A 22,539-nucleotide genomic window follows, 5' to 3' on the forward strand; every position below is an offset into this window, starting at 1 on the left:
GACTCCCACATAGCGACAGGCAGGATCATGACCACACATTCGCGCGGCGTTTCCGCAACGATCGACCCGGTGAAGCTCGACAGGCTGGCTGAGGTCGCCATCAAGGTCGGGCTGCAGTTGCAACCGGGGCAGGACCTGGTGCTGACATCGTCGATAGCGGCGCTGCCGTTGACGCGACGGATCGTCGAGCACGCCTACAGAGCGGGCGCCGGCCTGGTGACGCCGATCTTCAACGACGACGAAATCACGCTGGCGCGCTTCCGCTACGGGGCGGACGCCAGCTTCGACCACGCAGCCGGCTGGCTCTACGAGGGCATGGCGAAGGCCTTCGCCAACAATGCGGCGCGGCTGGCCGTGCGCGGCGAGGACCCGTCGCTGCTGTCGGCGCAGGATCCGGCCAAGGTGGCGCGTGCCAACAAAGCGAACTCGATCGCCTACCAGCCGGCGCTGGAAAAGATCACCGGTTTCGACATCAACTGGAACATCGTCGCCTATCCCGATCATGCCTGGGCCAGCCAAGTATTTCCTGACGATAGCAATGACGTCGCCGTGGCGAAACTCGCCGACGCCATCTTTGCCGCCTCACGGGTGGACGTGGACGACCCGATCGGCAACTGGACGGCGCATAATGCAGCGTTGCGCAGCCGCACCGACTGGCTGAACGGCCATGATTTCCATGCGCTGCATTTCACCGGACCGGGCACCGACCTGACCGTCGGTCTGGCCGACGGCCATGAGTGGATGGGCGGTGCCTCGACCGCCAGGAACGGCATCACCTGCAATCCCAACATCCCGACCGAGGAGGTTTTCACCACGCCGCATGCGAGGCGCGTCGAAGGGCATGTTTCGAGCACCAAGCCGCTGTCCTACCAAGGCACGCTGATCGACGGCATTGCCGTGCGTTTCGAGGCTGGCCGCATCGTCGAAGCCAAGGCCAGCCGCGGCGAGGACGTGCTCAAGAAAGTGCTGGACACCGATGAAGGCTCGCGCCGTCTCGGCGAGGTCGCGCTGGTACCGCATTCCTCGCCGATCTCGAAGAGCGGCCTGCTGTTCTTCAACACGCTGTTCGACGAGAACGCCGCTTGCCACATCGCGCTCGGCCAATGCTACTCGAAGTGTTTTGTCGACGGCGCCTCGCTCAGCCAGGAGGAAATCGCGGCGCGCGGCGGCAACAAGAGCTTCATCCATATCGACTGGATGATCGGTTCGGACAAGATCGACATAGACGGGCTCGGCAAGGACGGCAGCCGCGTGCCGGTTATGCGCAAGGGCGAATGGGCCTGACAGGAACGCGCGTCACGAGGTCCCATGGCCTTCGCCCGCGTGGGCTCCGCAAGGCAGATGCCGCGCTGACGCTCTGGCTGAAGGACATCGCGCCAAGCGATGAATTGCGCAAATGGTTCGGCCATGAGCCGGCGCGCTGGGCGCAATTCCAGCGGCGATACCGCGACGAGCTCGACCGGACTGGCGAGGTCGTCGCGCAATTGCGCGCCCTGCTGGGCAAAGGCCGGGTGACTGCTCTACGGCGCCCATGACGAGATGCACAACAACGCGGTGGCTTTGGCTGACTATCTGCGCGAAACGAGCTGAGGCGGCGCACGCTGCCGGGTCGCGCGTTCATCGCGGACCTCCTCAGGCGACACGCAGCTCCGTGGCCGCGTCGAAGAGATGCACCTTGCCAGGCAATACCGAGAGATTGATCGCGGTGCCGGCGTTGCGGCGCTCGTCACGCGGCACCACGGCGACGGCATCGTATCCCGCCACGCGCAAATGAATCTGGACATCCGCGCCGGTCGTTTCGGACAGCACGACCTCGCCCTTGATTTCGCCCGCATCCGAAATGCCGAGATCGTGTGGCCGGACGCCCATGATGACCTTCTGGCCCGGCTGCGCCTTGATCTCCGGTGAGAGGCCGATGGACACGCCTTCGGCGACGAAGCGAGGACTGCCGTTCGCGGTCTCGACGGCGCCGGCGATGAAATTCATCGAAGGCGAACCGATGAAGTCAGCGACATATTTCGAGTTCGGGCGCTCGTAGACCTCGTCCGGCGTGCCGATCTGCATGATCCTGCCGGCGTGCATCAGCACGATCTTGTCAGCCATCGTCATCGCCTCGATCTGGTCATGGGTGACGTAGATCGTGGTGGTGCCGAGACGATTGTGGAGTTGCCGGATTTCCACGCGCATATGCGTGCGCAGCTTCGCATCGAGATTGGAGAGCGGCTCGTCGAAAAGGAAGACGGCGGCATCGCGCACCATGGCGCGGCCCATGGCGACGCGCTGGCGCTGGCCGCCCGACAATTCCTTGGGATAGCGCCCGAGATAGGGCGTGAGATTGAGGATTTCCGCCGCCCATTCGACCTTCTTCCTGATATCCGCCTTGGGCAGTTTCGCCACTTCGAGACTGAAGCCGATATTGTCGAACACGCTCATTGTCGGATAGAGGGCGTAGTTCTGGAACACCATCGCGATGTCGCGATCGCGCGGGTGAACGTTGTTGACCCGCCTGTCGCCGATCAACAGATCGCCGTTGGTCACGCTCTCGAGACCTGCTGTCATGCGCAGGAGCGTCGTCTTGCCGCAACCGGACGGCCCAAGAAGCACGACGAATTCGCGGTCGGCAATGCCGAAGGAAATATCCTTCATCACCTCGACGTGCCCGAAACTCTTGGCGATGTTCCTGTATTCTACGGTGGCCATTCTCTCTCTCCAGAAGCCCGGGGCGGGTCGTCAGTATTTCTGCCTGGTCGGCGTGATGACGATTTCCTGCACGAGAGCGTTCTGTGGCATCTGGTAGGTGTGCAGCATGAGGTCGGCGACGTGCTCAGGCCCGATCCCGCCGCCGATCTTGAGCTTGTTGGCCTGGTAGTTGGCCAATGTCTGCGGATCGAGTACGCCGCTCAGAACTTCGGTTTCGATCACCCCGGGCGAAAGCACGACCACGCGGACGTCATAATCGGACAGATAGTCGCGCAGCGATTCCGACACGGCGTGAATGAAGAATTTCGTCCCGCAGTAGACGGTATGGTCCGGATAGACCTTCCGGCCAGCAATCGAACTCATCATGAACAGCGTCCCATGGCGGCGCTCCATCATGCCCGACATCACCGCGTGGACCGAATTCAGCACGCCTTTCGTGTTGATGTCGATCATCTCGTCCCATTCCTCGGGCGGCTGGCGGCCTATATCGGCAAGACGCGCGATGCCGGCATTGGCGAAGAGCATGTCGACCGGTCCGTATTCGGCTTCCGCCTCCTGCACGGCGGCCGCGATCGCGGCGCGGTCCCGGACATCGACCTGCCGGGCCATGCTGTCGGGCAGGTTCAGCGCCTCCATGCGCTCCAGCCGGCGGGCCATCATCAAAACAGGGTGGCCGGCGCGCGAGAACGCCTTGGCGACGGCCTCGCCGATACCGGAACTCGCTCCCGTCACCGCTACGAGCTGTTTTCCAGCCATTGTTTTTCCTCTTGGGAGTTTTCGATACCCAGGGTGGCGGCCTGAGGCCGCCACCCTGGAACACTCAGCTCTTGGCGACGAGATCGTCGACCTGGGTTTTCAGAGCGTCGAGCGACTCCTTGGCCGTGCCCGACTGGCCGGCGAAGTACTTGCCCAGCGCAACCGGGATCATGTCGCTCGACAGTTCCGCCCATGCCGGCAGGTCGGGCTCGGATCCCATGTAGTTGGCGATGGTGTCGCGCACGACCGGCAGATGGCGGGTCGTGCCGGCGCCGACACGGGCATTGGCAAGCACGCGCGGATCGTCATAGACGCTGGTGCGTGTTGGGCCCGTACCGCCGCCCAGAACGGTGATCAGCGCCTGGGTGTCGGCTGAAGTCGCCCACTGCATGAAAATCCAGGCCGCGTCCGGGTTCTTCGAATATTTCGACACCGCGAGCGAAGAACCGCCCTGGTGACCAACGCCCGGAATTTCGCCGAATCCGGTCTGTTCGACCGTTCGTAGCGTGGCGGCCGGCTTGGGCGGAACCATCGCTTCCATCAGACCGGAGACCTTGGAGGCGTTGGGATCGTCGAAGAACGGGAAGAATTCGCCCCAGGACAGCATCGAGGCGGCGACGCCCTGGCCGACCGACTGGCCCTCGCCATCCCATGTCCAGCCGTCGACGCCGGGCGGCATCGTCGCCTTGAGCTTGTCCCAGTAGGCCATCGCGGCCAACCCTGCTTCGTCGTTGCCGCTGAACTTGCCGTCGGCGCCGAAAATCGAGCCGCCATGGCCCCAAAGCCACGCCGTCCAATCGCATTCGAGGCTATAATGGCCCGATTTCATCTGGCCGCTGGTGCCGTACATGTTAGGGCCCTTGGCGTCGGTGATCGCCGCGGACGCCTGCAGCAAATCCTCCAGCGTGGCCGGAGGCGGCAGCTTGAGCTCGTCCCAGATGTCCTTGCGGTATTGCATGATGAAGATCGGGATGTCGTAGGGCACGCCGACCATGCGGTCCTCGTAGATGGCGATACCGTCGACGAGCGGCTTCAGGAAGTCGTCGATATTGTAGTTCGGCATCGCCAGGTCGGCGTTTTTGAGCTGCTCGCGCGGATCGAAGACGTCCTGGCTGAAGCTCGCCGCCCAGCTCTGGTCAATGTAGTAGAGGTCGTAAGTGCCGAGGCTCGACGCCACGTCGAGCGTCAGCTTCTGCAGTACCTGCTCGAGCGGCAGCACTTCGATCTCGACCTTGATGCCGGTGGCCTCCTCGAAATACTGCTTGAGCTGCGTGGCGATGGCATTCGACGGCGGCGTCGATTCGGTGGCGAGACGCAGCGTCGTTCCGGCGAAGGGCTTGCCGACATCCGAGAGCCACTTGGTGATTTCGGCGCTGGGCTTCAGCTCCTGTTCCTGAGCCGATGCCTGGCTGATGCCGTAGAACGGACGTCGCCCCAGGCCCATGCCGAGCGCGCCGGCGCCGAGGCCGAGAATGCTTGCTGCGCGAAGAAACGAGCGCCGGTCCATCTGTCCGCGAACGAAGCGATCGGTGACAGAGGCAAGATGCGCCTTTCTGATGCTGTCTTTCATTGTCTACTCCTCCGGTTTAATTCGCGATTTTTACAAGGCTGCGAATTCGAGCCTCCCATCTATTGTTTCAACGATCCCATCGTGAGACCGCGCACGAGATGCTTTTGAACCAACAGAATGAAGATGAAAGCAGGAATGATGGATGCGGCGCCAAGCGCGGCCATGTTGCCCCAGGCGGTGCCGATCGAGGTGACGAAGGTCGACGAGACGACAGGCACGGTCTTGAGCGACGTGGTGGTCAGGGTCAGCGCGAAGAGGAACTCGGTCCAGCTGAAGATGAAGCAGAGGACCGCCGTGGCAGCGATGCCGCCCTTGGCCATCGGCAGCACAATCCGCCGGAAGATCATGAAGCGGCTGGCGCCATCGACGATCGCGCTCTCGTCGATCTCGGAAGGGATGTCGTCGAAGAAGCTCTTCATCAGGAGGACGGCGAGGGGCAGGTTCATCAGCGCATGGATCAGCACCATGCCGGTATAGCTGTCGATGAGCCCGAAATTCTTGTAGATGAAGAACATCGGAACCGCGACCGCGACAGGCGGCATCATGCGCGTGGACAGGACCCATCCGACGAAACTGTGCCGGCCGCGGAAGTTCATGCGCGACAGGGCATAGGCGGCAAGCGTGGCGATGGCGACGGCGAGCACGGTCGACAGTGTCGCGATCACGATCGAATCCCAGACGCGGGGCGCCATGTAGAAATTGCCGCCGCCCGGCGTCACCGTGATGCCGCCGCTACCCAGCGAAATCCCGAACACCTTCTGGAAATTGTCGAAGGTCGGCGTGAAGGCGAACAGTTTCGGCGGTCGGTTGAAGATGTCATTGCCGTGTTTGAACGCCACCGACGTCCAGTAATAGATCGGAAAGAAGAAGACTGCGACCACGACCCAGGCGGCGATGGTGCGAAGCATGCGCGTCGAGAAGGAGCCGTTCATTCTACCATCTCACCTTCGCGATACGGATGAAGAGGTTGGCAATGACGAGGATGATTACGAGGGTGACGAGGCTGAGCGTGGCGCCATAGCCCCATTTTACGAAGCTGAACGTCTGTTGCCAGGCATAGAGGGAAAGCGAATAGGTCGACGCTCCCGGCCCGCCGGACGTCATGACGAAGACGTAATCGAAGACGCGGAAGAGATCGATGCCGCGGACCAGGACGGCGATCGCGATCACCTTGGACATCATCGGCAGCGTGATGCGCCGGAAAATCTGGAACGACGACGCGCCGTCGATCATCGCGGCCTCGTAAGGCTCCGGCGGCAGCGCCCTCAGACCAGCAAGGAAGATGAGGACCATGAACGGCGTCCACTGCCAGATTTCCGCAACGAGAACGCCGGCAAGCGCGGTCGACGCCGTGGCGAGGATGGGATTGTTGGGATTGAGCAGGCCGATCGACTGCAGGACGTAGCTGATCACCCCGAACTGCGGATCCTCCATCAGCAGATACATCATGCCGACGATGGCCGGCGGGATGACGAGGGTCATCGTCAGGACGCCGCGCAGGAATCCGAAACCGAAGCCATCGCTGTCCAGGAGCAGCGCGATCGCCATGCCGAGCACCAGTTCAAAGACCAGCGCGATGGCGAAATAGGTGAAGGTGATGACGAGCGACTGCCAGAACCGCGTGTCGTTCCAGAGCTGCACCCAGTTTTCCGTTCCGACGAATTCGAGCGCCCGCCGGCGCGGCACGAACTCGTGGAAGCTCAGCCAGATGTTGTAGATCAGGGGATAGACGGTGAAGACAAGCAGGATTGCCACCAGCGGCAACAGCCAGGGCAGCGGATGGTCTGAAATGACGAAACGTCTGGCTTGGGCAACCCGCACGCGTTCCTCCCGAACCGCTTCGTTTTGCGATGCACAAATGTTCATATCTTGTGCATTTGTTCAAATGCTATATCGTCACCATGTCCGTGGCAAGCGCTTGTTGGCCGGCGACAGCGACGTTCGGACGGATGCGCCACCAGCATCGGAGAACCCTCATGACCTCGATTGGCCTCTTGGCGCGGGTTGCCCATCAATATTTCGTGCTGGGCGAAACGCAGCAGGCCATCGCCGAGCGGCTGCAGATCAACCGCATCAAGATCCACAGGCTGCTCGCCGAGGCCAAGGAGCGCGGCATCGTCTCGATCCGCATCAATGCCGGGACGTCCCAGGCGCTCGAAATGGAAGAACAGCTCAGGCGGAAGTACCGGCTCGACATATGCAGCATCACGCCCAACGACACCGGGTCGGAGCTCGGGCTCTCGGAAGTGATCGGCATCTATGCCGCGCAGACCGTCGAGACGCTGCTCAGGGACGACATGACAGTCGCCATGGCGTGGGGCCGAACCATGAGATGGCTCGCTTCCAACATCGAACCGGTGACGCTCAGGAACGTTACGGTCGTGCCGCTTCTCGGCTCTCTGTCGCGCCGATCGTCGATCGACAAATACGACGCCGCCGCCGTGTTTGCCCAGCGCACTCAGGCCGAATCCTACTATCTCCCCGGACCCATCATCTGCGACAGCCGCGAAAGCCGCGAGACGATCCTGCAGCAACCGAGCGCGCGCGAGGTTATCCAGAAGGCGCTGAACGCCGACCTTGCGCTGATGAGCGTTGGCGGCACGACCAGCTCGACGCTTCGGAGCGTCGGTTACATGACGGACGAGGAATTCGACGACGTCCTGAGAATGAAGCCGATCGGGAACTTTCTCGGCTATTTCTTCGACCGGAACGCCGAACTCGTCGACCATCCCGTCAACGAACGCATTGTCGGGGTTTATCCTCTCGACACGATGAACATTCCCAAACGCATCCTTGTTTCGGGCGGAAAGAACAAGGTCGGCATCATGGCCAAGCTCCTGGAAAAGGGTTTCTTCACCGGCCTGATCACCGATCAGGAGACGGGCGGTTCGCTCTGACGTCCGCCGTCCGGGATTGCTGCAGCAACCCAAGGTGCTGTGCGATGTTGCCCGGAACATCGCACCCGCTTTCATCTGAAAGCGGGTTGGCGCCGGATCTTGCCTAAGCCGTCCCTGGTTCTGTTCCATCGCCTGCAGAACGTCCTTTGCTTCTTTCCGAGCGGTCCCCTTCGCGCCGGCCAATCAGGCTATCCCGATCTTCGATTTGCCAGGACGACGTCGGCAATCTCGACGAAGCCGCGGCCACCCCGCGAGGTGGCGACGAAAGCGGGTTCGGCGTCGATCTGTCCCTGGAAATCCATCACATTCGCGACCCCGAACGAGTTGGGAAAGAAACCGAACATCGGCGCGTCGTTCGGGCTGTCTCCGACGAACGCATAGGCCTGTCTTTCAACATCGAGATCGGTCCCGAGCCTCTCGCTTGCAAAGCGGCGCGCCATCGACAGCTTGTCGTAGCGGCCAAACCAGCCGTTCACATGGATCGACGAAATCTTGGCGACAGCGCCGGCTTCCTCGAAAATCTGCTTGATGCGCCGGGCATCGGACATCGGCAGCGCCGGAACATCTTCGCAAAAGTCGATGGCCAGATCGGCTTCGCGGTATTGCTGGTCGGCGGACACGGCCGAACCCGGCACTTCCCGGACAATGCGTTTTTCCAGTTCGGCGAGTCGGCGCCTGTTTTCCCGGCGTTCCTCAGCGCTCGCCACGAAAACCCGGATCATCTTTCGCGTTGGCTGATCATAGGCGAAGTAAAAAGCGCCATTTTCGCCGACAACGCCCGTTACCGGCCAGAACCGGGCAATCATGTCGCACCAGCCCGCGGGCCTCCCGGTAATGGGAGCGACGACGAGGCCCGCCTCGTGCAGGCGTTCGAGCGCACGGTAGGCGTCGGCCGGAAGACGACCCTCGGTCGTCAACGTATCGTCGATATCGCAGAAGAGGCCGCGAATGCGCGACGCAGCTTGTGGGCCGAATTCGACGAGGTCGCGCATCCGGTCAGGCTTCCTCGCGAGCAAAATCCTCCAGCATTCCTGCATCCGCAGCAATGTCGAGGAACGAGAAACGATTGCGCATCTCCCGGCAATGAACGACGGCTTCACGATAGAAATCGGCCGGCGCGCCCAATTCGGCAGCCGAGATCGGGCCGCCGGTGGATTTCAGCAGGCGCTGCATCTCGTCGACAGGCAGCATGAATTGCTTGAGCTCCTGCCTGAGCGTCGGCCAGAGTTCCTGCAGCCGCTCGTTGAATGCGGCGGCGGCATTCTCGTCGAAGGCCTTCTTCTTCAACTCGTCGAGACATTGTGCGGCGACAGCCGGCCCCATGCGGCGGACCATGTCGTCGGGATCGATCTTCGTCGCCTTCACCACCGGCGGCTTGTCGCTTGCAAGAATTGCTTGTTGCAATCGCGCCATGGTGAGCGAAGCGACGCCGACCTGGGTGCCGTGGAGCGTACCGGGGTGACGCTCGCCGGCGAAGCAGTCGATGTAGTGCGATATCTGATGCTCGCCCATGGAACCGTGATTGGAGACGCCGGTGAAGGAAATGCCGAGGCCACAGAGCGTCAGCACGCGGTAGAGGTAGCCATTGGCCTCGATGTCGTGCTCGGCGAGCTTTGCCGCACGCTCGTTGAGCGCCGCCTCATCCTTTTCCTGGATGAGAAACGGTACCCGATGGTATGCGGTGCCGAGCAAAAGGTGCGACATCCACCAGTCGATCTGGGCGACCGAGCGGCAGAGGCAATCACCGAACCCCGCCGCCGACAGATAGGTCGGGGCGGCAGCGGAGACGGCAAGATCGACGAAAAAGCCTGACGGCGCATGGGAGGGCAGCGAGACTTTCAGGCCGCTTTCAAGTGTTATGGACGCGGTCGTCGATGTGTAGCCGTTCATCGAACCGGCCGTCCCGAACACGCAATAGCGCCGTTCATTCCTTCCGGTGACGAACTTGCAGAGATCGTTGATCGTGCCGGAACCGACCGCGACCACGGCATCGGCATCGGCGAGTTTGACGGCCAGGCTTTCGACATTGGCCATGTCGGCATGTGGGTGATCCAAAATCAGGACATCGACTGGGCCGAGCGTCTTCAGTTCGCGCGCAACGCGTTCGCCGAGCGCATCATAGGTCGCGGCGTCCGCAACGACCGTGAACCGCTCGCCCAGATCGAGCTCCGAAACCAGATCGGCCGTCCGCCCTTCGAGGCTTTCTTCGATGACAATCCGGTCATACGGCACCATGGCCTTTTTCCCGGTCTCCGGGCTGGTCCAGTTCCCGTCCAAAATGTCGTCGATCAATGTCGTCCAGGATCCGGCTGCCGGATTCGTCATGACGTCCTCTTCTGGGGCAACTCTCTCATCGAGACGCAGGCGCGCTGCGCGATCAAACAATAGTCACCTATCCCTGTCTTTTGTCAAGCACGTGCCCGCAGCGCTTGACTTCGTTCTGCAAACCTGCGGAAAAAGGGGCATGAATGCCGACGCCGACATCGATCTGGTTCGCCCCTCCGGGCTCTCGGCACTGCCGTCCGAATTCGACAGCGCGGTGGCGTGGGCTGCCTGGCTCTACTATGTCGACCAGCTTAACCAGAGCGATGTGGCCAAGGTCATGAACGTCTCAAGGGCGAGCGTGGTGAACTATCTGCAGGAGGCGCGCGAAAGCGGACTTGTCGCAGTGCAGGTCGACCACGACGCTTTTGCCCGCACCTTGACCTCGCGGCGCCTCATGGAAAAATACGGGCTTCGCGGCGCGGCGGCTATCCCCGACCTCGATCCCAGCGATGCCGACCGCCGCATCGGCGAAGCGGCAGGGCGGTTGCTCGCATCCATGGTCGATCCGGGCGACACGATCGGCGTTGCCTGGGGAAAGACCGTGCTCGCTGCCGCCCGCTCGATCCCGCGACTACGGCATAACAGGAACCTTACCGTCGTCCAGCTCTCGGGAAGCTCGATCGGCACCAGCGATTTCTCGCCGGAATTCTGCACCTCGCTGATGGCCAATCGGCTCGGTGCCCGCTGCATCAACCTGCTTGCCCCGGCGATCGTCTCCACCGATGAACTGCACGACGAACTCATGCGGGAGCCGATGCTCGTCAACCAGTTCCGCATGATACATGCGGCCGGCAAGGTCATCTTCGGGATCGGCGATATCGGGCCGGAGAGCACCTATGCCCGAGCCGGGATATCGGATGCCGCCGCACTTGCCGGCATGATCGAGCGGGGAGCGCTCGGGGTCATCATCGGACGGTTCATCGATGCTCAAGGGGCCGCCTTCGCAACTCCGCTCGATGGACGCACCGTCGGCATCACGCTCGACGAACTGAAAGCGGTGCCCGTCCGCATCTGTGCGGCCGGCGGCGCCCGCAAGATCGAGGCGATCAGGGCCGGGCTCGGCGGCGGATACGCGACACATTTTGTCACCGACCTGGCCACCGCGAACCTTCTCTTGGAATAGTCAGGCTCGGCGTAACTCATCGTCTCGGGAGGACAATCATGGGAAGCAGCGACGGACCTCTTGTCGTCGGCCTCGACAGTTCCACGCAATCCTGCAAGGCGATTGCCTGGAGTCGGGACGGACGAGCCGTGGCGGAAGGCCGCGCGCCGCTCGATCTGATGAAGCCGAGGCCGGACTATGTCGAGCAGGAGGTCACCGATTGGTGGCGGGCCGCAACGGCGGCGCTGCGACAGCTCGTCGGCGCGGTCGATGCAAACCGCATCGCCGGTATTGCGATCTCCAACCAGCGCGAGACCGTTGCCCTCATCGACGGCGCCGGCGAGCCGATCGGACCCGCGAGCCTGTGGCTCGACGAACGTGCCGCCGGGCTGGTCGACCGTTTCGCGGCGGAGATCGGCCGTGAGCGTCTGCACGCGATCACCGGCAAGCCGATCGACGTAACGCCGGTCGTCTACCGCCTGAAATGGCTGCGCGAGAACGAACCGAAACGGTTGGACCACGCCGACAAAATCCTCGACGTGCATGGCTATCTGACGCTGAAGCTGACGGGAACGCCGAGTGCGAGCTGGACGAGCGCCGATCCGTTCGGTCTCTTCGACATCTCGCGCAAGGCATGGTCGCAGCCGATCCTCGATCACCTCGGCATCAAGCCGTCGCAGCTTCCCAACACGGTGCGGTCCGGCACGCGGGTCGGGACCGTTCATGCCGCGGCCGCCGCGGCAACCGGCCTCTGCGAAGGGACGCCGGTGATTGCCGCCGGCGGCGACGGGCAATGCGCCGGGCTCGGCGTCAATGCCATGCGCGACGGTGTCGTCTATCTCAATCTCGGAACCGCGATCATCGCGGGAATCTGGTCGCCGGAACCTGTGGTCGGCGCTTACTGGCGGACCATGACCTCGCCGACAGGCGATGGCTATTTCCTCGAAGCAGTGCAGCGGGCGGGTGTCTATTTCGTCAACTGGTTCGTCGACACGTTTGCCGGCGGACGCTCCGATCCGGCGATCTTCGACCGCCTGGAACGGGAAGCGGCGGCCGTCCCGATCGGCTCGGACGGACTTCTCGCCGGCACCACCCTGGTCGGCTGCATGGACCCGCATTGGGATCCGAGCGCACGCGCGAGCTTCATCGGCATGCACCCCTCGCACACGCTCGGTCACTTTTATCGTGCGGGGCTCGAGGCGATGACGCTGCAAACCGCCCGGGCTCTCGAAGAGATGCGCAGCCATGGTCTTTCGCCAGCGCAAATGGTGGCGATCGGCGGCGGCGCCAACAGCAAACTTTGGACAAAGATGATCGCTGACGCGACCGGAATCTCGATCCATAAGGGTCACAATGCTGAAGCCTCCTCCCTCGGCGCAGCCATCAGCGCCGCGGTCGGAATCGGGTGGTTCGAGAGTTTTGCCGAGGCCGCGGACGCCATGACGAGCATCGCCGAGACAATCGAACCGGACAGACGCGACCGCGAAGCGTGGGACGCGCTGTCGGCCAGGCAGGCCAAGGTCTTCCCCGCGACCCAATTCGCCTGGCGGAATTGAGACCAGCGGCGCTACACCTACTTCAGCCCACCACCGCCTGCTGATAGACATCAGGCTTGAAGCCGACGAGGATGCGGTCGCCAAGATCGAGGACCGGCCGCTTGATCATCGTCGGTTTGGCCAGCATCAGCGCCTTTGCCTTCTTCCCGTCGAGGCTCGTCTTGTCCCTGTCCGACAGTTCGCGAAACGTCGTGCTTGCCTTGTTGAGCAGGATTTCCCAACCGACCTGGCCGAACCAGCCGTCGAGCCGCTCCGCTTCCAGACCTTCGACCCTGTAGTCGTGAAACCGATAGGCGACATCATGGCTCTCCAGCCAGGCACGCGCCTTCTTGATCGTATCGCAATTGGTGATGCCGTACATCGTGATCGTCAAAATCAGGGGTCCCTCGGACTGATAGAAAACTCGAATCTGACGGCACCCTAAAACCGCGCCTCTCCCTTTGCCAGCGGCGTGCCTGCATCTCCAAATTTTTGGGGTTGCCAATACTAAGGAATCTTCCTAAGTATTTTCCTGAGCCAGCTTTAGCCAAAGCGCGGAATCGATCCATGACAAGCCTGCAGTCCGCAAGCCAGAACCCACCACCGATCGACGGCATTTTCCGGGCGCTTGCCGACCCGACGCGCCGTCGTGTGGTGGAGCGGCTGAACAGAAGCCCTGCCTCGGTCAGCGAGCTTGCCCAGCCGTTCGACATGACCCTGCCCTCCTTTGTCGAACATCTCAAAGTGCTGGAAGGTTGCGGGCTGGTGCTCTCCGAAAAGGCCGGCCGCGTCAGGACCTACCGGCTTGCGCCCGAGCCGCTGAAGCTCGCGGAAAACTGGCTGGCCGAACAACGCGCGCTGTGGGAGCGCCGCCTCGACCAGTTCGACGCCTACGTCATGACACTCAAGGAGAAAGACATATGAACCCGGCGCCGCTGTTCATACCAGATCCGAAACTCGACCTCGTCCTCGAACGCGTTGTCGATGCGCCGCGAGAACTGCTCTGGACCGCCTACACCAAGCCCGAGCATGTCCGCCAATGGTTCACGCCGAAGCCGTGGATCATCACCGATTGCGAGATCGATCTGAGGCCAGGTGGGCTGTTCAGGACATGCATGCAATCGCCTGACGGCAAGGAGATCAACGACCGGCGTTGCTGCTATCTCGACATCGTGCCGAACGAGAGGCTGGTGTGGACCGATGCACTGCTGCCCGGCTATCGCCCGTCGGGGAATCCATTCATCACCGCGGTCATATCCTTCCAGCCGCAAGGCAAGGCGACGCGCTACATCGCGACCGCCATCCACCGCGACGAAGCCACGCGCAATAGCCACGAGGAGATGGGCTTTTATGACGGCTGGGGCACCGTGGCCGACCAGCTTGCGGAATATGTCAGGACGATATGAGGCGGCGACCTCGCTTTCGTGGCCGTTCAGCCGCCAGCGCCCGAGCTTCTTATACAGATCCTGCCGGATAAGACTGTGGATCAGCACAAAATCACACACAGCCCAGCTGATCGGTTCGAGGATCCGTTCACGAACTCTGGGAACTCGACCTCGTCACGGAGCAGTGTAACGTGCGGCTCGATGGAATTCGTTACCAAAGGCTCAACGGGCTGTCGGCAATGACGGCGGTGAGGTTGCGTCAGAATGCCTGCAGCGACGGCGCGCCATGCTGCAGCGCAGAACCAACGCGCCACCTCCAAAAGCCGACAAGCGATCAAAACTCGCATTGAAAGGTTTTGCCGTGATCCTTGAGCCAATGCGGCAAGCGATTTCGACCAGGCAGCCCGGCAGCCCATGATCGCGGAGCCCAACACATATCCAAGCGTTCTGTTTGAAACAGTCTTCCTCGCAACCCAACGCTTGTCCGCCAGGAGGCGGCCCGGCGGCCAAGCGTGGCGGCGATCGCGCTTTCAACAGGGATGGCAAAAAAACCGGTCATTCCGATGCCGGTCCATCTCGTTCCAGCGGAAGAGGTCCAATTCCGAATTGCGGCAGCTCGTTCATAGCTATCCCTCTCCGGCATCAATCGGAAAATGCGCAAACGCCTGCAAACCGGTTCGTTGAGTGCAACCTGCCGGCCCCATGGGCGGATAGTCGGGGAAGTCCGGCGCTGGAACGTAATGCACTTTTGCATTACATTTCAGACACCCAACCAGGAGGTTCTGCCATGACGATACTGACCGTAACGGCACGAGGGCAGGTCACTTTCGGAAAGATGTGCTCCACACCTCGGCATCAAGCCGGGAGAAAAAATTGAACTGGATTTGCTACCGGATGGCCGGGCAGAGCTGAAGGCATCAAAGCCGAAGGGATCGTTTCGGGACCTTCATGGCTTCCTGAAAGGAAAGACGAATGGCCAAGTTCTCACTATTGAGGAAATCAATGAGGCAATCGCCGATTCCGGTGCGGCCGTCGGGGCCGGCAAGCAATGAAAATCACGGCTGATGCGAATGTTCTGCTCCGCGCCTATGTGGCTGACGATGCCAAGCAGGCGAGTGCCGCAATCGAGCTGCTGGCGCGTGCGGATATCGTGGCTGTAAGCTTACAATCACTCTGTGAATTCACGTGGGTCTTGGCCCGCCAATATAAGACTGCCTGTGAGGACATTTCCGCCGCGATCCGTGCCCTGCTGAATACGGAAAATGTCGTGGTCAATCGGCCCGCAGTTGAAGCTGGTCTATCGGTCTTGATGCTGGTGGTGATTTTGCTGATGGTGTGATTGCCTATGATGGTAGCTGGCTGGGCGGGGAAGTCTTCGTTTCCTTCGACAGAAAGGCTGTGAGGCTTCTTTCTTCACAAGGGCGTTCCGCCCGCCTCTTAAAGGCGAGCGCCTGACGACTCGTGTCTATATCAGATAGCAGCCGCGATCAGATAGCAGCCGCGCTCGATGGCGAGGCGGCGCACCAGCGCCAGCACGCTGTCGATGGTGGGCGTCGGCTGGCCGGTCAGCCGGCCAAGCTCCTGGACCGCCGTCACCAGTGCGTCGATCTCCATGGGACGGCCGCGCTCTAGATCCTGCAGCATCGACGTCTTGTGCTCGCCGACGTCGGCGGCACCCTTGATGCGGCGGTCGACCGCTATCGGGAAACGGACGCCGAGGCTTTCGCCGATCGCTTGCGCCTCCAGCATCATGGCGCGGGCAAGCGTGCGGGTTGCTTCGTCGGCTGCGATTGCCGCAAGCGTGCTGCCGGTCAGCGCGGAAATCGGGTTGAAGGAGAGGTTGCCCCAGAGCTTCACCCAGATTTCGCTGCGGATGTCGTCGCGAACCGGCGCCTGCAGCCCCGCCGCAACCATCTCCTCGGCAAGCCGCGTGACGCGTTCGCTCTTCTCGCCCGAAGGTTCGCCAAGCGAAAAACGCTTTCCCTCTATATGGCGGACCAGGCCGGGCGCATCCACCTCGGCCGCGGGATAGACGACCGAGCCGATGACGCGGTCAGGTCCAAGCCGGTCCCAGATGACGCCACCTGGATCCACTGCTTGCAACCGTGTGCCTTCGAGCGAGCCGCCGATCTTGTGGAAATACCACCACGGCACGCCGTTCTGCATGGTGACGACGGTCGTCCCCTCGCCCAGCAGCGGCGCGATCTGGTCGAGCGCTGGTGCAAGCGAATGGGCCTTGAGCGCCAGCACGACATAGTCCTGGACGCCTAGCTCCTGCGCCTGCGCGGCCGCCCTGACAGAGGCGATGGATTCATGACTGTCCTCGATCAGGCGAAGCCCGCCCGCCCTGATCGCGTCGAGATGCGCGCCGCGCGCCACGATCGACAGATCGACCCGGCCGGCCATGGCAAGTTTGGCCGCGAGATAGCCGCCGATCGCGCCGGCGCCAAAAATGGTGATTCGCATCACTATCCAAGCCCGGGTTTGGCAAGACCGAGTTTGGTCGCGAGACCGATGCGCTGCAGCTTGCCCGTCGCGCCCTTCGGGATTTCGTCCAGGATCAGGACAATGCGCGGCACCTTGAAGTCGGCAAGCCGCATCGCGGCAAAGCTGCGGATGTCGCCTTCGGTGGCGGCCATGCCCTCGCGCAGCACGATCGCAGCCGCGACCTCCTCGCCGAGCTTGTCATGCGGCGTGGCGAAGGTGACGACCTGCGCCACCGCCGGATGGTCCATCAGCACGTCATCGACCTCGAGCGGCGAGATCTTCTCGCCGCCGCGGTTGATGATCTCCTTGAGCCGGCCGGTGACGCGCAGATAGCCGTCTTCGTCGAGCACGCCCTGGTCGCCGGTATGAAACCAGCCATGGGCGAAGGCCGTGGCATTGGCGTCCGGATTCTTCTCGTACCCGGCGGTCACATTGGGCCCGCGAATGACGATCTCACCGGTCTCACCCGGCTTCAGCATTTGCCCGTCCGGCGCCATCACCGCCACCTCCGGCCCGGCGGCGCCACCGACGCTGCCCGGCTTGCGCAGGCCCGGCGGCAGCCGGTTCGAAGCCATCTGGTGCGCGGCCTCCGTCATGCCGTAGGATTCGATCACCGGGCAGGCGAAGGTCGCCTCGAGCTCTGCCATTACCTGCGGCGGCAGCGATGCCGAGGACGAGCGGATGAAGCGCAAAGGCGCCGCCGCCAGCGCATCGGCATTGCGCGCCGCGCGCGGCAGGATCGCCTGATGCATGGTCGGTACGGCCGTGTACCAGCTCGGCCGCGCCTCGCTGAGCCAATGGAAGAAGCGCAGCGCGTTGAAGCCCGGCGTGCAGAAGACGCTGCCGCCGGCAGCGAGCGAAGACAGCACCGCCGCGATCAACCCATGGATGTGGAACAGCGGCATGATGTTGAGGCAGCGATCGCCTGCCGTCAGGCCGAGTGTTGCGCCAATATGGGCGGCCGAGGCGGCAAGATTGGCATGGCTGAGCGGCACCAGCTTGGGCCGCGACGTGGTGCCGGACGTGTGCAGCAACAATGCAATGTCGCCATCCTCAGCCAGTCCGGACAAAACCGACGGGCCAACCGGTTTGCCCTCGATGCTGAAGGCGCCGGCCGGCGCGCCATCCTGCGCGACGAGCCTCAGCACTGCTATGCCCAGGCGCTCGGCAACAGCCACTGCGGGGCCAGTTTCGCCCTCGGCAACGAGGATCGCCTTCGCGCCGATATCGCTGAGATAAAAATCGAGCTCGTCGGCCCGATAGGCCGGGTTGAGCGGCGCCGTCGAAGCGGCGGCCGCCACGGCGACAAAGGCCGTCGCCATCTCCGGGCCGTTCGGCAAAACGATGGCGACGCGGTCGTCGCGGCCGAGGCCGAGCGCATTGAGCCGCGCAGCCGTTTCGAAGATCAGGCGGCGCAGTCCGCCGTGAGTAAGCGTGATCCGGTCGGGTGCCGAAATCGCCGGCGCGTCGTCCGCTCCGGCAGCAAGCCGTTCAACGATCGAGGCTTCAGACAACGCGAACCTCTATGTCGCCGACGCCATCGATATGACCGCGAAGAACATCACCGCGAGTGACCGCCCCGACGCCGGCCGGCGTGCCGGAAAGAATGATATCCCCCGGCATCAGCGTGAAAAGCCCTGACAGATAACTGATCATTTCCGAAACTTTCCAAATCATCTGGTTGAGGTCGCCGGTCTGTTTTCGCTCGCCATTGACGTCCAGCCAAATCGCTCCCTGGCCGGGATGGCCGATCGAGCTTGCCTGAACCAGTGGCGTGCATGGCGCCGATGCCTCGAAAGCCTTGCCGACCTCCCATGGACGGCCCATGTCCTTCGCCTTCGCTTGCAGGTCGCGCCGCGTCATGTCGAGACCTACGCCATAACCGAACACGCAGTCCAGAGCCTTTTCGACCGGGATATCCGTACCGCCGCTTTTCAGCGCCACGACCATTTCGATCTCGTGATGGACATCGGTGGAGGCTGGAGGATACGGAAATTTTCCTGTCGTATCGAGATTGTCGGGGTTCTTCTGGAAGAAGAACGGCGGCTCCTTGTTGGGGTCGTGTCCCATCTCGACTGCATGCGCGGCATAGTTCCGCCCGACGCAGTAGACCCGATGCACCGGGAACAACTTGTCGGTTCCAGCCACCGGGATGCCCGGGATCACAGTCGGTTCGATGACGTAGCTTGAGGTCGTGCCGTGCATGTTCACTGTCTTGCTCCTGCATAATATTCGACTTTGGCTTCGGCCCGTTCGATCAGTTCGGCAACCAGCAGGGCGAAGGCAAAAAGGATGATGGTAAGGGCCCAGAATTCGGCCATTCGGAAATTTCGCGAGAAGGTCTCGAACAGCGCGCCGTAGCCGACGATGGCGACGAGCAACTGGCCGATGACGACGCCCTTGACGCCGCGGATGAGGCCAAGGCGGATGCCGGCAAGGATCTCCGGAAGCGCTGCCCAAAGGATGATCTTGGTATAAAGCGCCGGGCGCGATGCGCCATAGGAACGCGCCATTTCGATCAGCGACGGCGAGATGTGGCGGACCCCGGCGCGGGTGTCGAGAACGATGATCCAGATCGCAAACAGGAACACCGCCGCAACGATCGTCTTCTCGCCGAAGCCGAACAGGATCATCAGCACCGGGACGATCGCCGAAAGCGGCGCGCTTGAAAAGATGTTGACCCACATGCCGAGCAGGTCGTCGGCGATCTTGACGCGTCCCATCAGGATGCCCAGCGGCACGCCGATCACGATCGACAGGGCCATGCCCATGGCGAAGGCGCGAAGGGTCGTGACCGTGGCGCTCTGCCAGGACGGGGTCTGCACGAGATCGACCGCCGCAGCCAGCACCTCGCTAAAGGGCGGCAGCATGAAGACAAGGTCCAGCCGGCCGACGATTTCCCATACGACGCACCAGACGAGCAGGGACGCCATCATCGGTATGCGGTATCCAAACAACGTCATGGCCGATCATTCCACATATTGCTTCAGCCCCTGCCATATCTCCTCGACGGTATCGAGATAGTGCCTGTCGCGGTGAATGCGCTCCGGATCGCCGGAGCGGTCGATTGCCGGTTCGATGATCTGCGAAACCCTGCCCGGCCGCGGCGACAGCAAGACGATGCGGTCGGAGATGTAGACCGCCTCCTCGATCGAGTGCGTGACGAAGATGAAGGTCTTGTTCTGGTTGGTGCGCAGCCGGATCAGGTCCTCCTGGAACTTGCGCCGGTTCTGCTCGTCGACTGCCGAAAACGGCTCATCGAGGAGCAGGACGTCGGCATCGACCGACAATGCCCGAGCCAGGCCGACGCGCTGGCGCATGCCGCCCGACAGTTCGTGGGGATATTTGTCCTCAAAGCCGGCGAGGCCCACCTCGGCGATATAGCGGCGGGCGGTCTCCTCGCGCTCGGCCTTGCTGGTGCCGCGCAGTTCGAGGCCGAAGGCGACGTTGCGCGTCACGGTCGCCCAAGGCATCAGCGCGAAGTCCTGGAACACGAAAGCGCGTTCGGGACCTGGTGCGCTGACGCGCTTGCCGTTGATCGCGACGGTTCCGCCATCGGCCCGTATCAGACCCGCTATGATCTTCAACAGCGTCGTCTTTCCGCAACCGCTGGGTCCGAGAAGGCTGGTCAGCTTGCCCCTTGGAAAGTCGAGGTCGATGCCGCGCAGGGCCTCGACGTTGCCGTAGGCCTTGGAAATTCCCCTCACCTCGACGATTGAATCGATCGGTGCGGGAACCGGAGACGGTCCGTTTCGCAATGCGGTCGCGCCCATATCAAGCACCTCTACTCTCCGGCCTGAAAACACGGACTTCCACCCACTGCAGAAAGACAAGCGTCAGGGTGGAAAGCGCAATGATCGAGGCAATTGTTGCGTACATCTCGGCATAATCTGCGCGCGAGCGGTGGAACGTGATGAGGTCGCCGATGCCGGTCGGGGTGATCAGCAGTTCGGCGAGCACCACGCCGACGAACCCGGCAGCGACACCGAGGCGCAAACCGGCAAAGATCACCGGGCTGGCGTCGGGAAGAATTATCTTGGCAACGGTCTGCCAACGTGTGCCCAGGAACGATCGGCACATGACGAGCAGCGACTCGTTGACATTGCGCACGGCCTTGTAGGTGTTGAGCACGATGACCGGCAGCGCCAGGATCATGACGGCGAGCGTCTTTGCGGTCATGCCGATCCCGTAGACGAAGGTGACCATCGGAATGAAGGCGGCGACGGGCGCGGCCTGAAGCACGATGAACACTGGGATCATCAGCCATTCACCGGTGCGCCACAGGCCACAGATCGTGCCGAGGCCGACACCGAGGAACGCCGACAGGACGACGCCAAGCACCAGCGGCTGCAGTGTCGAGAGATAGGCGGATGCCAAGCTCCCGTCGGCGAGCAGTCCGAAAAACGCGACGATCGTGTCGGAAAAGGTTGGGAAGGCGAAGCTGACGGGAATGCGACCGGCGACCTCCCAAATTCCCGCGAAAAGGGCGATCGACACAAGCCTGAGCAAGATTGGCTGGTCCCACAAAGCGCCCGTTGCACCGCGATTGGAAAGAGGAGCGAGGCCGGCAGCCTCGCCGTCGGTTCTGATGCTTAAGGCCATCCGGGCAGGCCGCCTATTTCTTGCCGAGCTTGGCGACAGCGCGGTCGAGTACCGAGACATCCCAGAAGTCCTCGACCTTGAGGCTCGCGGGATCGCCTTCGATCTGGCCGGCAACGCTGAAGAAGGCAAAGTCGTCGGCGGCCGCATCCGCTCCGCCGCCATTCAGCGCAAGACTGCCGGCTTCCGCGGTTTCCTTGTAGTATTCGGTGATTTCGCCATCCGCCTCCGCGCCGAGATCCGGCAGGAGTTTGTATTTGTTGCGGAATTCGACCGCCACGGTCGGGTTCTCGGTTATTTCGCGCGCGGTCTTCATCAGTTCCTCGACCAGGATGTCGACGTCGGCGGCATTGTTCTTCAGATAGTCCGCGGTCGCGAAAAGCGCTTCGTCCGAGGCGCCGAGATCCTCGACCGGCAAGACGATGAACTTGCCGGGGGCTTCGGCCTCGAGCGCACGTCTGTTGGCTGCATCGACGATCGACGCCTTCAGCGTCCCCTGGAGCAGCGCATTGCGGCGAACCTCGGAACCCGGGACATAGCTGATGTTGCCGAGCTTGATGCCGTGATTTTTGGCCATCAGGAGCATGACCGCCTCGGTGCCGGAGCCGCGCGCCTGAACGGCGACTTCCTGCCCGTCAAGATCCTTCCATTCCTTGTAGAACTCGCTGTTGACGACAGGAAAGAAACGCAGCGTCGATATCTGCGCGAAAATGCGGATCGGCACGCCCACTTTCTGGATCAGCGTATAGGGCGCGCCGATGCCGACATCGGCCTGGCCGCCGACAATCGCCTGCGCAGCCAGGTCCTCGTCGTTCAGCACGATGAGTTCGACATTCACGCCGCGCTCCTTGGCGCGCTCTATCGCGGCGAGTGTCTGGATGGATTCGATCCCGGGAAGGTCGCCGAATGCGATGCGCATGTCGCCGGCACTTGCGGCCGCAAAGGGCGCCGCACTTGCCAAAACCGCGGCGAAGGCGGCGGCAAAGATGGTACGTCTGGATACGCTGGCCATTTGTCATTCCTCCCGTTTCTTGTAACCATTGCCTTAATTGGTTAAGCTCACAGAGCAGATTGGTCAAGGAGAAACTGCGCTATGTCGGACGCCCGAGCCCGAAAACTCGGCAGTTGACGGTTTCCACTAATCGTTTTAACACCGACAAAGGGAAAACATATGCGAATTGGT

General features: G+C 62.3%; 21 protein-coding genes and 2 pseudogenes. 8 read left to right on the forward strand and 15 right to left on the reverse strand.

Features of this window, described 5'->3' with window-relative positions; genetic code table 11:
- The first annotated feature begins 27 nt into the window (after nucleotides 1-27).
- Nucleotides 28-1,284: an aminopeptidase gene (locus AC0NID_RS32335; RefSeq protein WP_473454274.1), complete on the forward strand. Its 1,257-nt coding sequence runs from the start codon at nucleotides 28-30 to the stop codon at nucleotides 1,282-1,284.
- Nucleotides 1,275-1,590: pseudogene (locus AC0NID_RS32340) on the forward strand (DUF488 domain-containing protein). Before AC0NID_RS32335 ends, AC0NID_RS32340 begins: the two are co-directional and overlap by 10 nt.
- 42 nt (nucleotides 1,591-1,632) lie before the next feature.
- Here the strand turns inward: AC0NID_RS32340 and AC0NID_RS32345 are convergent.
- From AC0NID_RS32345 to AC0NID_RS32365, 5 genes are all read right to left on the reverse strand, one after another.
- Nucleotides 1,633-2,700, reverse strand: a complete 1,068-nt coding sequence (locus AC0NID_RS32345) for an ABC transporter ATP-binding protein (protein ID WP_473454275.1) — start codon at nucleotides 2,698-2,700, stop codon at nucleotides 1,633-1,635.
- Between the two features lie 30 nt (nucleotides 2,701-2,730).
- A complete protein-coding gene (locus tag AC0NID_RS32350) occupies nucleotides 2,731-3,456 on the reverse strand; it encodes an SDR family oxidoreductase (protein ID WP_473454276.1) in 726 nt (241 codons plus the stop codon).
- 64 nt (nucleotides 3,457-3,520) lie between these two features.
- A complete protein-coding gene (locus AC0NID_RS32355) occupies nucleotides 3,521-5,026 on the reverse strand; it encodes an ABC transporter substrate-binding protein (protein WP_473454277.1) in 1,506 nt (501 codons plus the stop codon).
- A 59-nt stretch (nucleotides 5,027-5,085) separates the two neighbouring features.
- A complete protein-coding gene (locus AC0NID_RS32360; RefSeq protein ID WP_473454278.1) occupies nucleotides 5,086-5,958 on the reverse strand; it encodes a carbohydrate ABC transporter permease in 873 nt (290 codons plus the stop codon).
- A 1-nt stretch (nucleotide 5,959) separates the two neighbouring features.
- Complete coding sequence (locus AC0NID_RS32365) at nucleotides 5,960-6,847, reverse strand: carbohydrate ABC transporter permease (RefSeq protein ID WP_123146999.1); 888 nt, start codon at nucleotides 6,845-6,847, stop codon at nucleotides 5,960-5,962.
- Between the two features lie 155 nt (nucleotides 6,848-7,002).
- Here AC0NID_RS32365 and AC0NID_RS32370 point away from each other — a divergent pair, with 155 nt between their 5' ends.
- Entirely contained in the window at nucleotides 7,003-7,923 is a 921-nt protein-coding gene (locus AC0NID_RS32370) for a sugar-binding transcriptional regulator (RefSeq protein WP_473454279.1), read from the forward strand.
- 188 nt (nucleotides 7,924-8,111) lie between these two features.
- Here the strand turns inward: AC0NID_RS32370 and AC0NID_RS32375 are convergent, their stop codons facing one another.
- The gene (locus AC0NID_RS32375) at nucleotides 8,112-8,915 is read right to left on the reverse strand and encodes an HAD family hydrolase (RefSeq protein ID WP_473454280.1); all 804 of its coding nucleotides are present in this window, start codon (nucleotides 8,913-8,915) and stop codon (nucleotides 8,112-8,114) included.
- 4 nt (nucleotides 8,916-8,919) lie between these two features.
- Nucleotides 8,920-10,248 (reverse strand): sn-glycerol-1-phosphate dehydrogenase, encoded by a 1,329-nt coding sequence (locus AC0NID_RS32380; protein ID WP_473454281.1) that lies wholly within the window; start codon nucleotides 10,246-10,248, stop codon nucleotides 8,920-8,922.
- Between the two features lie 139 nt (nucleotides 10,249-10,387).
- Here AC0NID_RS32380 and AC0NID_RS32385 point away from each other — a divergent pair, with 139 nt between their 5' ends.
- Together AC0NID_RS32385 and AC0NID_RS32390 are read left to right on the forward strand one after the other, a co-directional pair.
- Nucleotides 10,388-11,371, forward strand: coding sequence for a sugar-binding transcriptional regulator (locus tag AC0NID_RS32385; RefSeq protein WP_473454282.1), 984 nt, complete (start codon nucleotides 10,388-10,390; stop codon nucleotides 11,369-11,371).
- A 38-nt stretch (nucleotides 11,372-11,409) separates the two neighbouring features.
- Nucleotides 11,410-12,906 carry a xylulokinase gene (locus AC0NID_RS32390; protein WP_473454283.1) on the forward strand — a complete coding sequence of 499 codons (1,497 nt, stop codon included), beginning with the start codon at nucleotides 11,410-11,412 and terminating at the stop codon, nucleotides 12,904-12,906.
- A gap of 22 nt (nucleotides 12,907-12,928) precedes the next feature.
- On the opposite strand, the gene AC0NID_RS32395 is transcribed toward AC0NID_RS32390, so the two are convergent.
- Nucleotides 12,929-13,279 carry an ArsC family reductase gene (locus tag AC0NID_RS32395; RefSeq protein WP_473454284.1) on the reverse strand — a complete coding sequence of 117 codons (351 nt, stop codon included), beginning with the start codon at nucleotides 13,277-13,279 and terminating at the stop codon, nucleotides 12,929-12,931.
- 173 nt (nucleotides 13,280-13,452) lie between these two features.
- Between AC0NID_RS32395 and AC0NID_RS32400 the strand changes: the two genes are divergently transcribed.
- From AC0NID_RS32400 to AC0NID_RS32410, 3 genes and pseudogenes are all read left to right on the forward strand, one after another.
- Entirely contained in the window at nucleotides 13,453-13,809 is a 357-nt protein-coding gene (locus tag AC0NID_RS32400; RefSeq protein WP_473454285.1) for an ArsR/SmtB family transcription factor, read from the forward strand.
- Nucleotides 13,806-14,291 (forward strand): SRPBCC family protein, encoded by a 486-nt coding sequence (locus tag AC0NID_RS32405; RefSeq protein ID WP_473454286.1) that lies wholly within the window; start codon nucleotides 13,806-13,808, stop codon nucleotides 14,289-14,291. The genes AC0NID_RS32400 and AC0NID_RS32405 overlap by 4 nt, the downstream gene beginning before the upstream one ends.
- Nucleotides 14,292-15,318: 1,027 nt before the next feature.
- A pseudogene (locus tag AC0NID_RS32410) lies at nucleotides 15,319-15,725 on the forward strand (type II toxin-antitoxin system VapC family toxin).
- 15 nt (nucleotides 15,726-15,740) lie between these two features.
- Here AC0NID_RS32410 and AC0NID_RS32415 read toward each other — a convergent pair.
- The 7 genes from AC0NID_RS32415 to AC0NID_RS32445 are packed head-to-tail and all read right to left on the reverse strand — an operon-like array spanning nucleotide 15,741 to nucleotide 22,368.
- Complete coding sequence (locus AC0NID_RS32415; RefSeq protein ID WP_473454287.1) at nucleotides 15,741-16,736, reverse strand: 2-dehydropantoate 2-reductase; 996 nt, start codon at nucleotides 16,734-16,736, stop codon at nucleotides 15,741-15,743.
- A gap of 2 nt (nucleotides 16,737-16,738) precedes the next feature.
- Nucleotides 16,739-18,271 (reverse strand): acyl--CoA ligase, encoded by a 1,533-nt coding sequence (locus tag AC0NID_RS32420; RefSeq protein ID WP_473454288.1) that lies wholly within the window; start codon nucleotides 18,269-18,271, stop codon nucleotides 16,739-16,741.
- Complete coding sequence (locus tag AC0NID_RS32425; protein ID WP_473454403.1) at nucleotides 18,264-18,962, reverse strand: fumarylacetoacetate hydrolase family protein; 699 nt, start codon at nucleotides 18,960-18,962, stop codon at nucleotides 18,264-18,266. Before AC0NID_RS32425 ends, AC0NID_RS32420 begins: the two co-directional genes overlap by 8 nt.
- Nucleotides 18,963-18,964: 2 nt before the next feature.
- Nucleotides 18,965-19,720 (reverse strand): ABC transporter permease, encoded by a 756-nt coding sequence (locus tag AC0NID_RS32430; RefSeq protein WP_473454289.1) that lies wholly within the window; start codon nucleotides 19,718-19,720, stop codon nucleotides 18,965-18,967.
- A gap of 6 nt (nucleotides 19,721-19,726) precedes the next feature.
- Nucleotides 19,727-20,530: an ABC transporter ATP-binding protein gene (locus AC0NID_RS32435; RefSeq protein WP_473454404.1), complete on the reverse strand. Its 804-nt coding sequence runs from the start codon at nucleotides 20,528-20,530 to the stop codon at nucleotides 19,727-19,729.
- A 1-nt stretch (nucleotide 20,531) separates the two neighbouring features.
- The gene (locus AC0NID_RS32440) at nucleotides 20,532-21,359 is read right to left on the reverse strand and encodes an ABC transporter permease (RefSeq protein WP_473454290.1); all 828 of its coding nucleotides are present in this window, start codon (nucleotides 21,357-21,359) and stop codon (nucleotides 20,532-20,534) included.
- 13 nt (nucleotides 21,360-21,372) lie between these two features.
- Nucleotides 21,373-22,368 carry an ABC transporter substrate-binding protein gene (locus tag AC0NID_RS32445; RefSeq protein ID WP_473454291.1) on the reverse strand — a complete coding sequence of 332 codons (996 nt, stop codon included), beginning with the start codon at nucleotides 22,366-22,368 and terminating at the stop codon, nucleotides 21,373-21,375.
- Nucleotides 22,369-22,539 lie beyond the last annotated feature (171 nt).

The organism is Mesorhizobium sp. WSM4821 (assembly GCF_055901555.1).

Bases quoted from the DNA above. Each gene is read 5' to 3' on its own strand.
- AC0NID_RS32335 (WP_473454274.1), top strand. From the start codon at position 28: ATGACCACACATTCGCGCGGCGTTTCCGCAACGATCGACCCGGTGAAG.
- AC0NID_RS32345 (WP_473454275.1), bottom strand. From the start codon at position 2,700: ATGGCCACCGTAGAATACAGGAACATCGCCAAGAGTTTCGGGCACGTC.
- AC0NID_RS32350 (WP_473454276.1), bottom strand. From the start codon at position 3,456: ATGGCTGGAAAACAGCTCGTAGCGGTGACGGGAGCGAGTTCCGGTATC.
- AC0NID_RS32355 (WP_473454277.1), bottom strand. From the start codon at position 5,026: ATGAAAGACAGCATCAGAAAGGCGCATCTTGCCTCTGTCACCGATCGC.
- AC0NID_RS32360 (WP_473454278.1), bottom strand. From the start codon at position 5,958: ATGAACGGCTCCTTCTCGACGCGCATGCTTCGCACCATCGCCGCCTGG.
- AC0NID_RS32370 (WP_473454279.1), top strand. From the start codon at position 7,003: ATGACCTCGATTGGCCTCTTGGCGCGGGTTGCCCATCAATATTTCGTG.
- AC0NID_RS32375 (WP_473454280.1), bottom strand. From the start codon at position 8,915: ATGCGCGACCTCGTCGAATTCGGCCCACAAGCTGCGTCGCGCATTCGC.
- AC0NID_RS32380 (WP_473454281.1), bottom strand. From the start codon at position 10,248: ATGACGAATCCGGCAGCCGGATCCTGGACGACATTGATCGACGACATT.
- AC0NID_RS32385 (WP_473454282.1), top strand. From the start codon at position 10,388: ATGAATGCCGACGCCGACATCGATCTGGTTCGCCCCTCCGGGCTCTCG.
- AC0NID_RS32390 (WP_473454283.1), top strand. From the start codon at position 11,410: ATGGGAAGCAGCGACGGACCTCTTGTCGTCGGCCTCGACAGTTCCACG.
- AC0NID_RS32400 (WP_473454285.1), top strand. From the start codon at position 13,453: ATGACAAGCCTGCAGTCCGCAAGCCAGAACCCACCACCGATCGACGGC.
- AC0NID_RS32405 (WP_473454286.1), top strand. From the start codon at position 13,806: ATGAACCCGGCGCCGCTGTTCATACCAGATCCGAAACTCGACCTCGTC.
- AC0NID_RS32415 (WP_473454287.1), bottom strand. From the start codon at position 16,736: ATGCGAATCACCATTTTTGGCGCCGGCGCGATCGGCGGCTATCTCGCG.
- AC0NID_RS32425 (WP_473454403.1), bottom strand. From the start codon at position 18,962: ATGCACGGCACGACCTCAAGCTACGTCATCGAACCGACTGTGATCCCG.
- AC0NID_RS32430 (WP_473454289.1), bottom strand. From the start codon at position 19,720: ATGACGTTGTTTGGATACCGCATACCGATGATGGCGTCCCTGCTCGTC.
- AC0NID_RS32435 (WP_473454404.1), bottom strand. From the start codon at position 20,530: ATGGGCGCGACCGCATTGCGAAACGGACCGTCTCCGGTTCCCGCACCG.
- AC0NID_RS32440 (WP_473454290.1), bottom strand. From the start codon at position 21,359: ATGGCCTTAAGCATCAGAACCGACGGCGAGGCTGCCGGCCTCGCTCCT.
- AC0NID_RS32445 (WP_473454291.1), bottom strand. From the start codon at position 22,368: ATGGCCAGCGTATCCAGACGTACCATCTTTGCCGCCGCCTTCGCCGCG.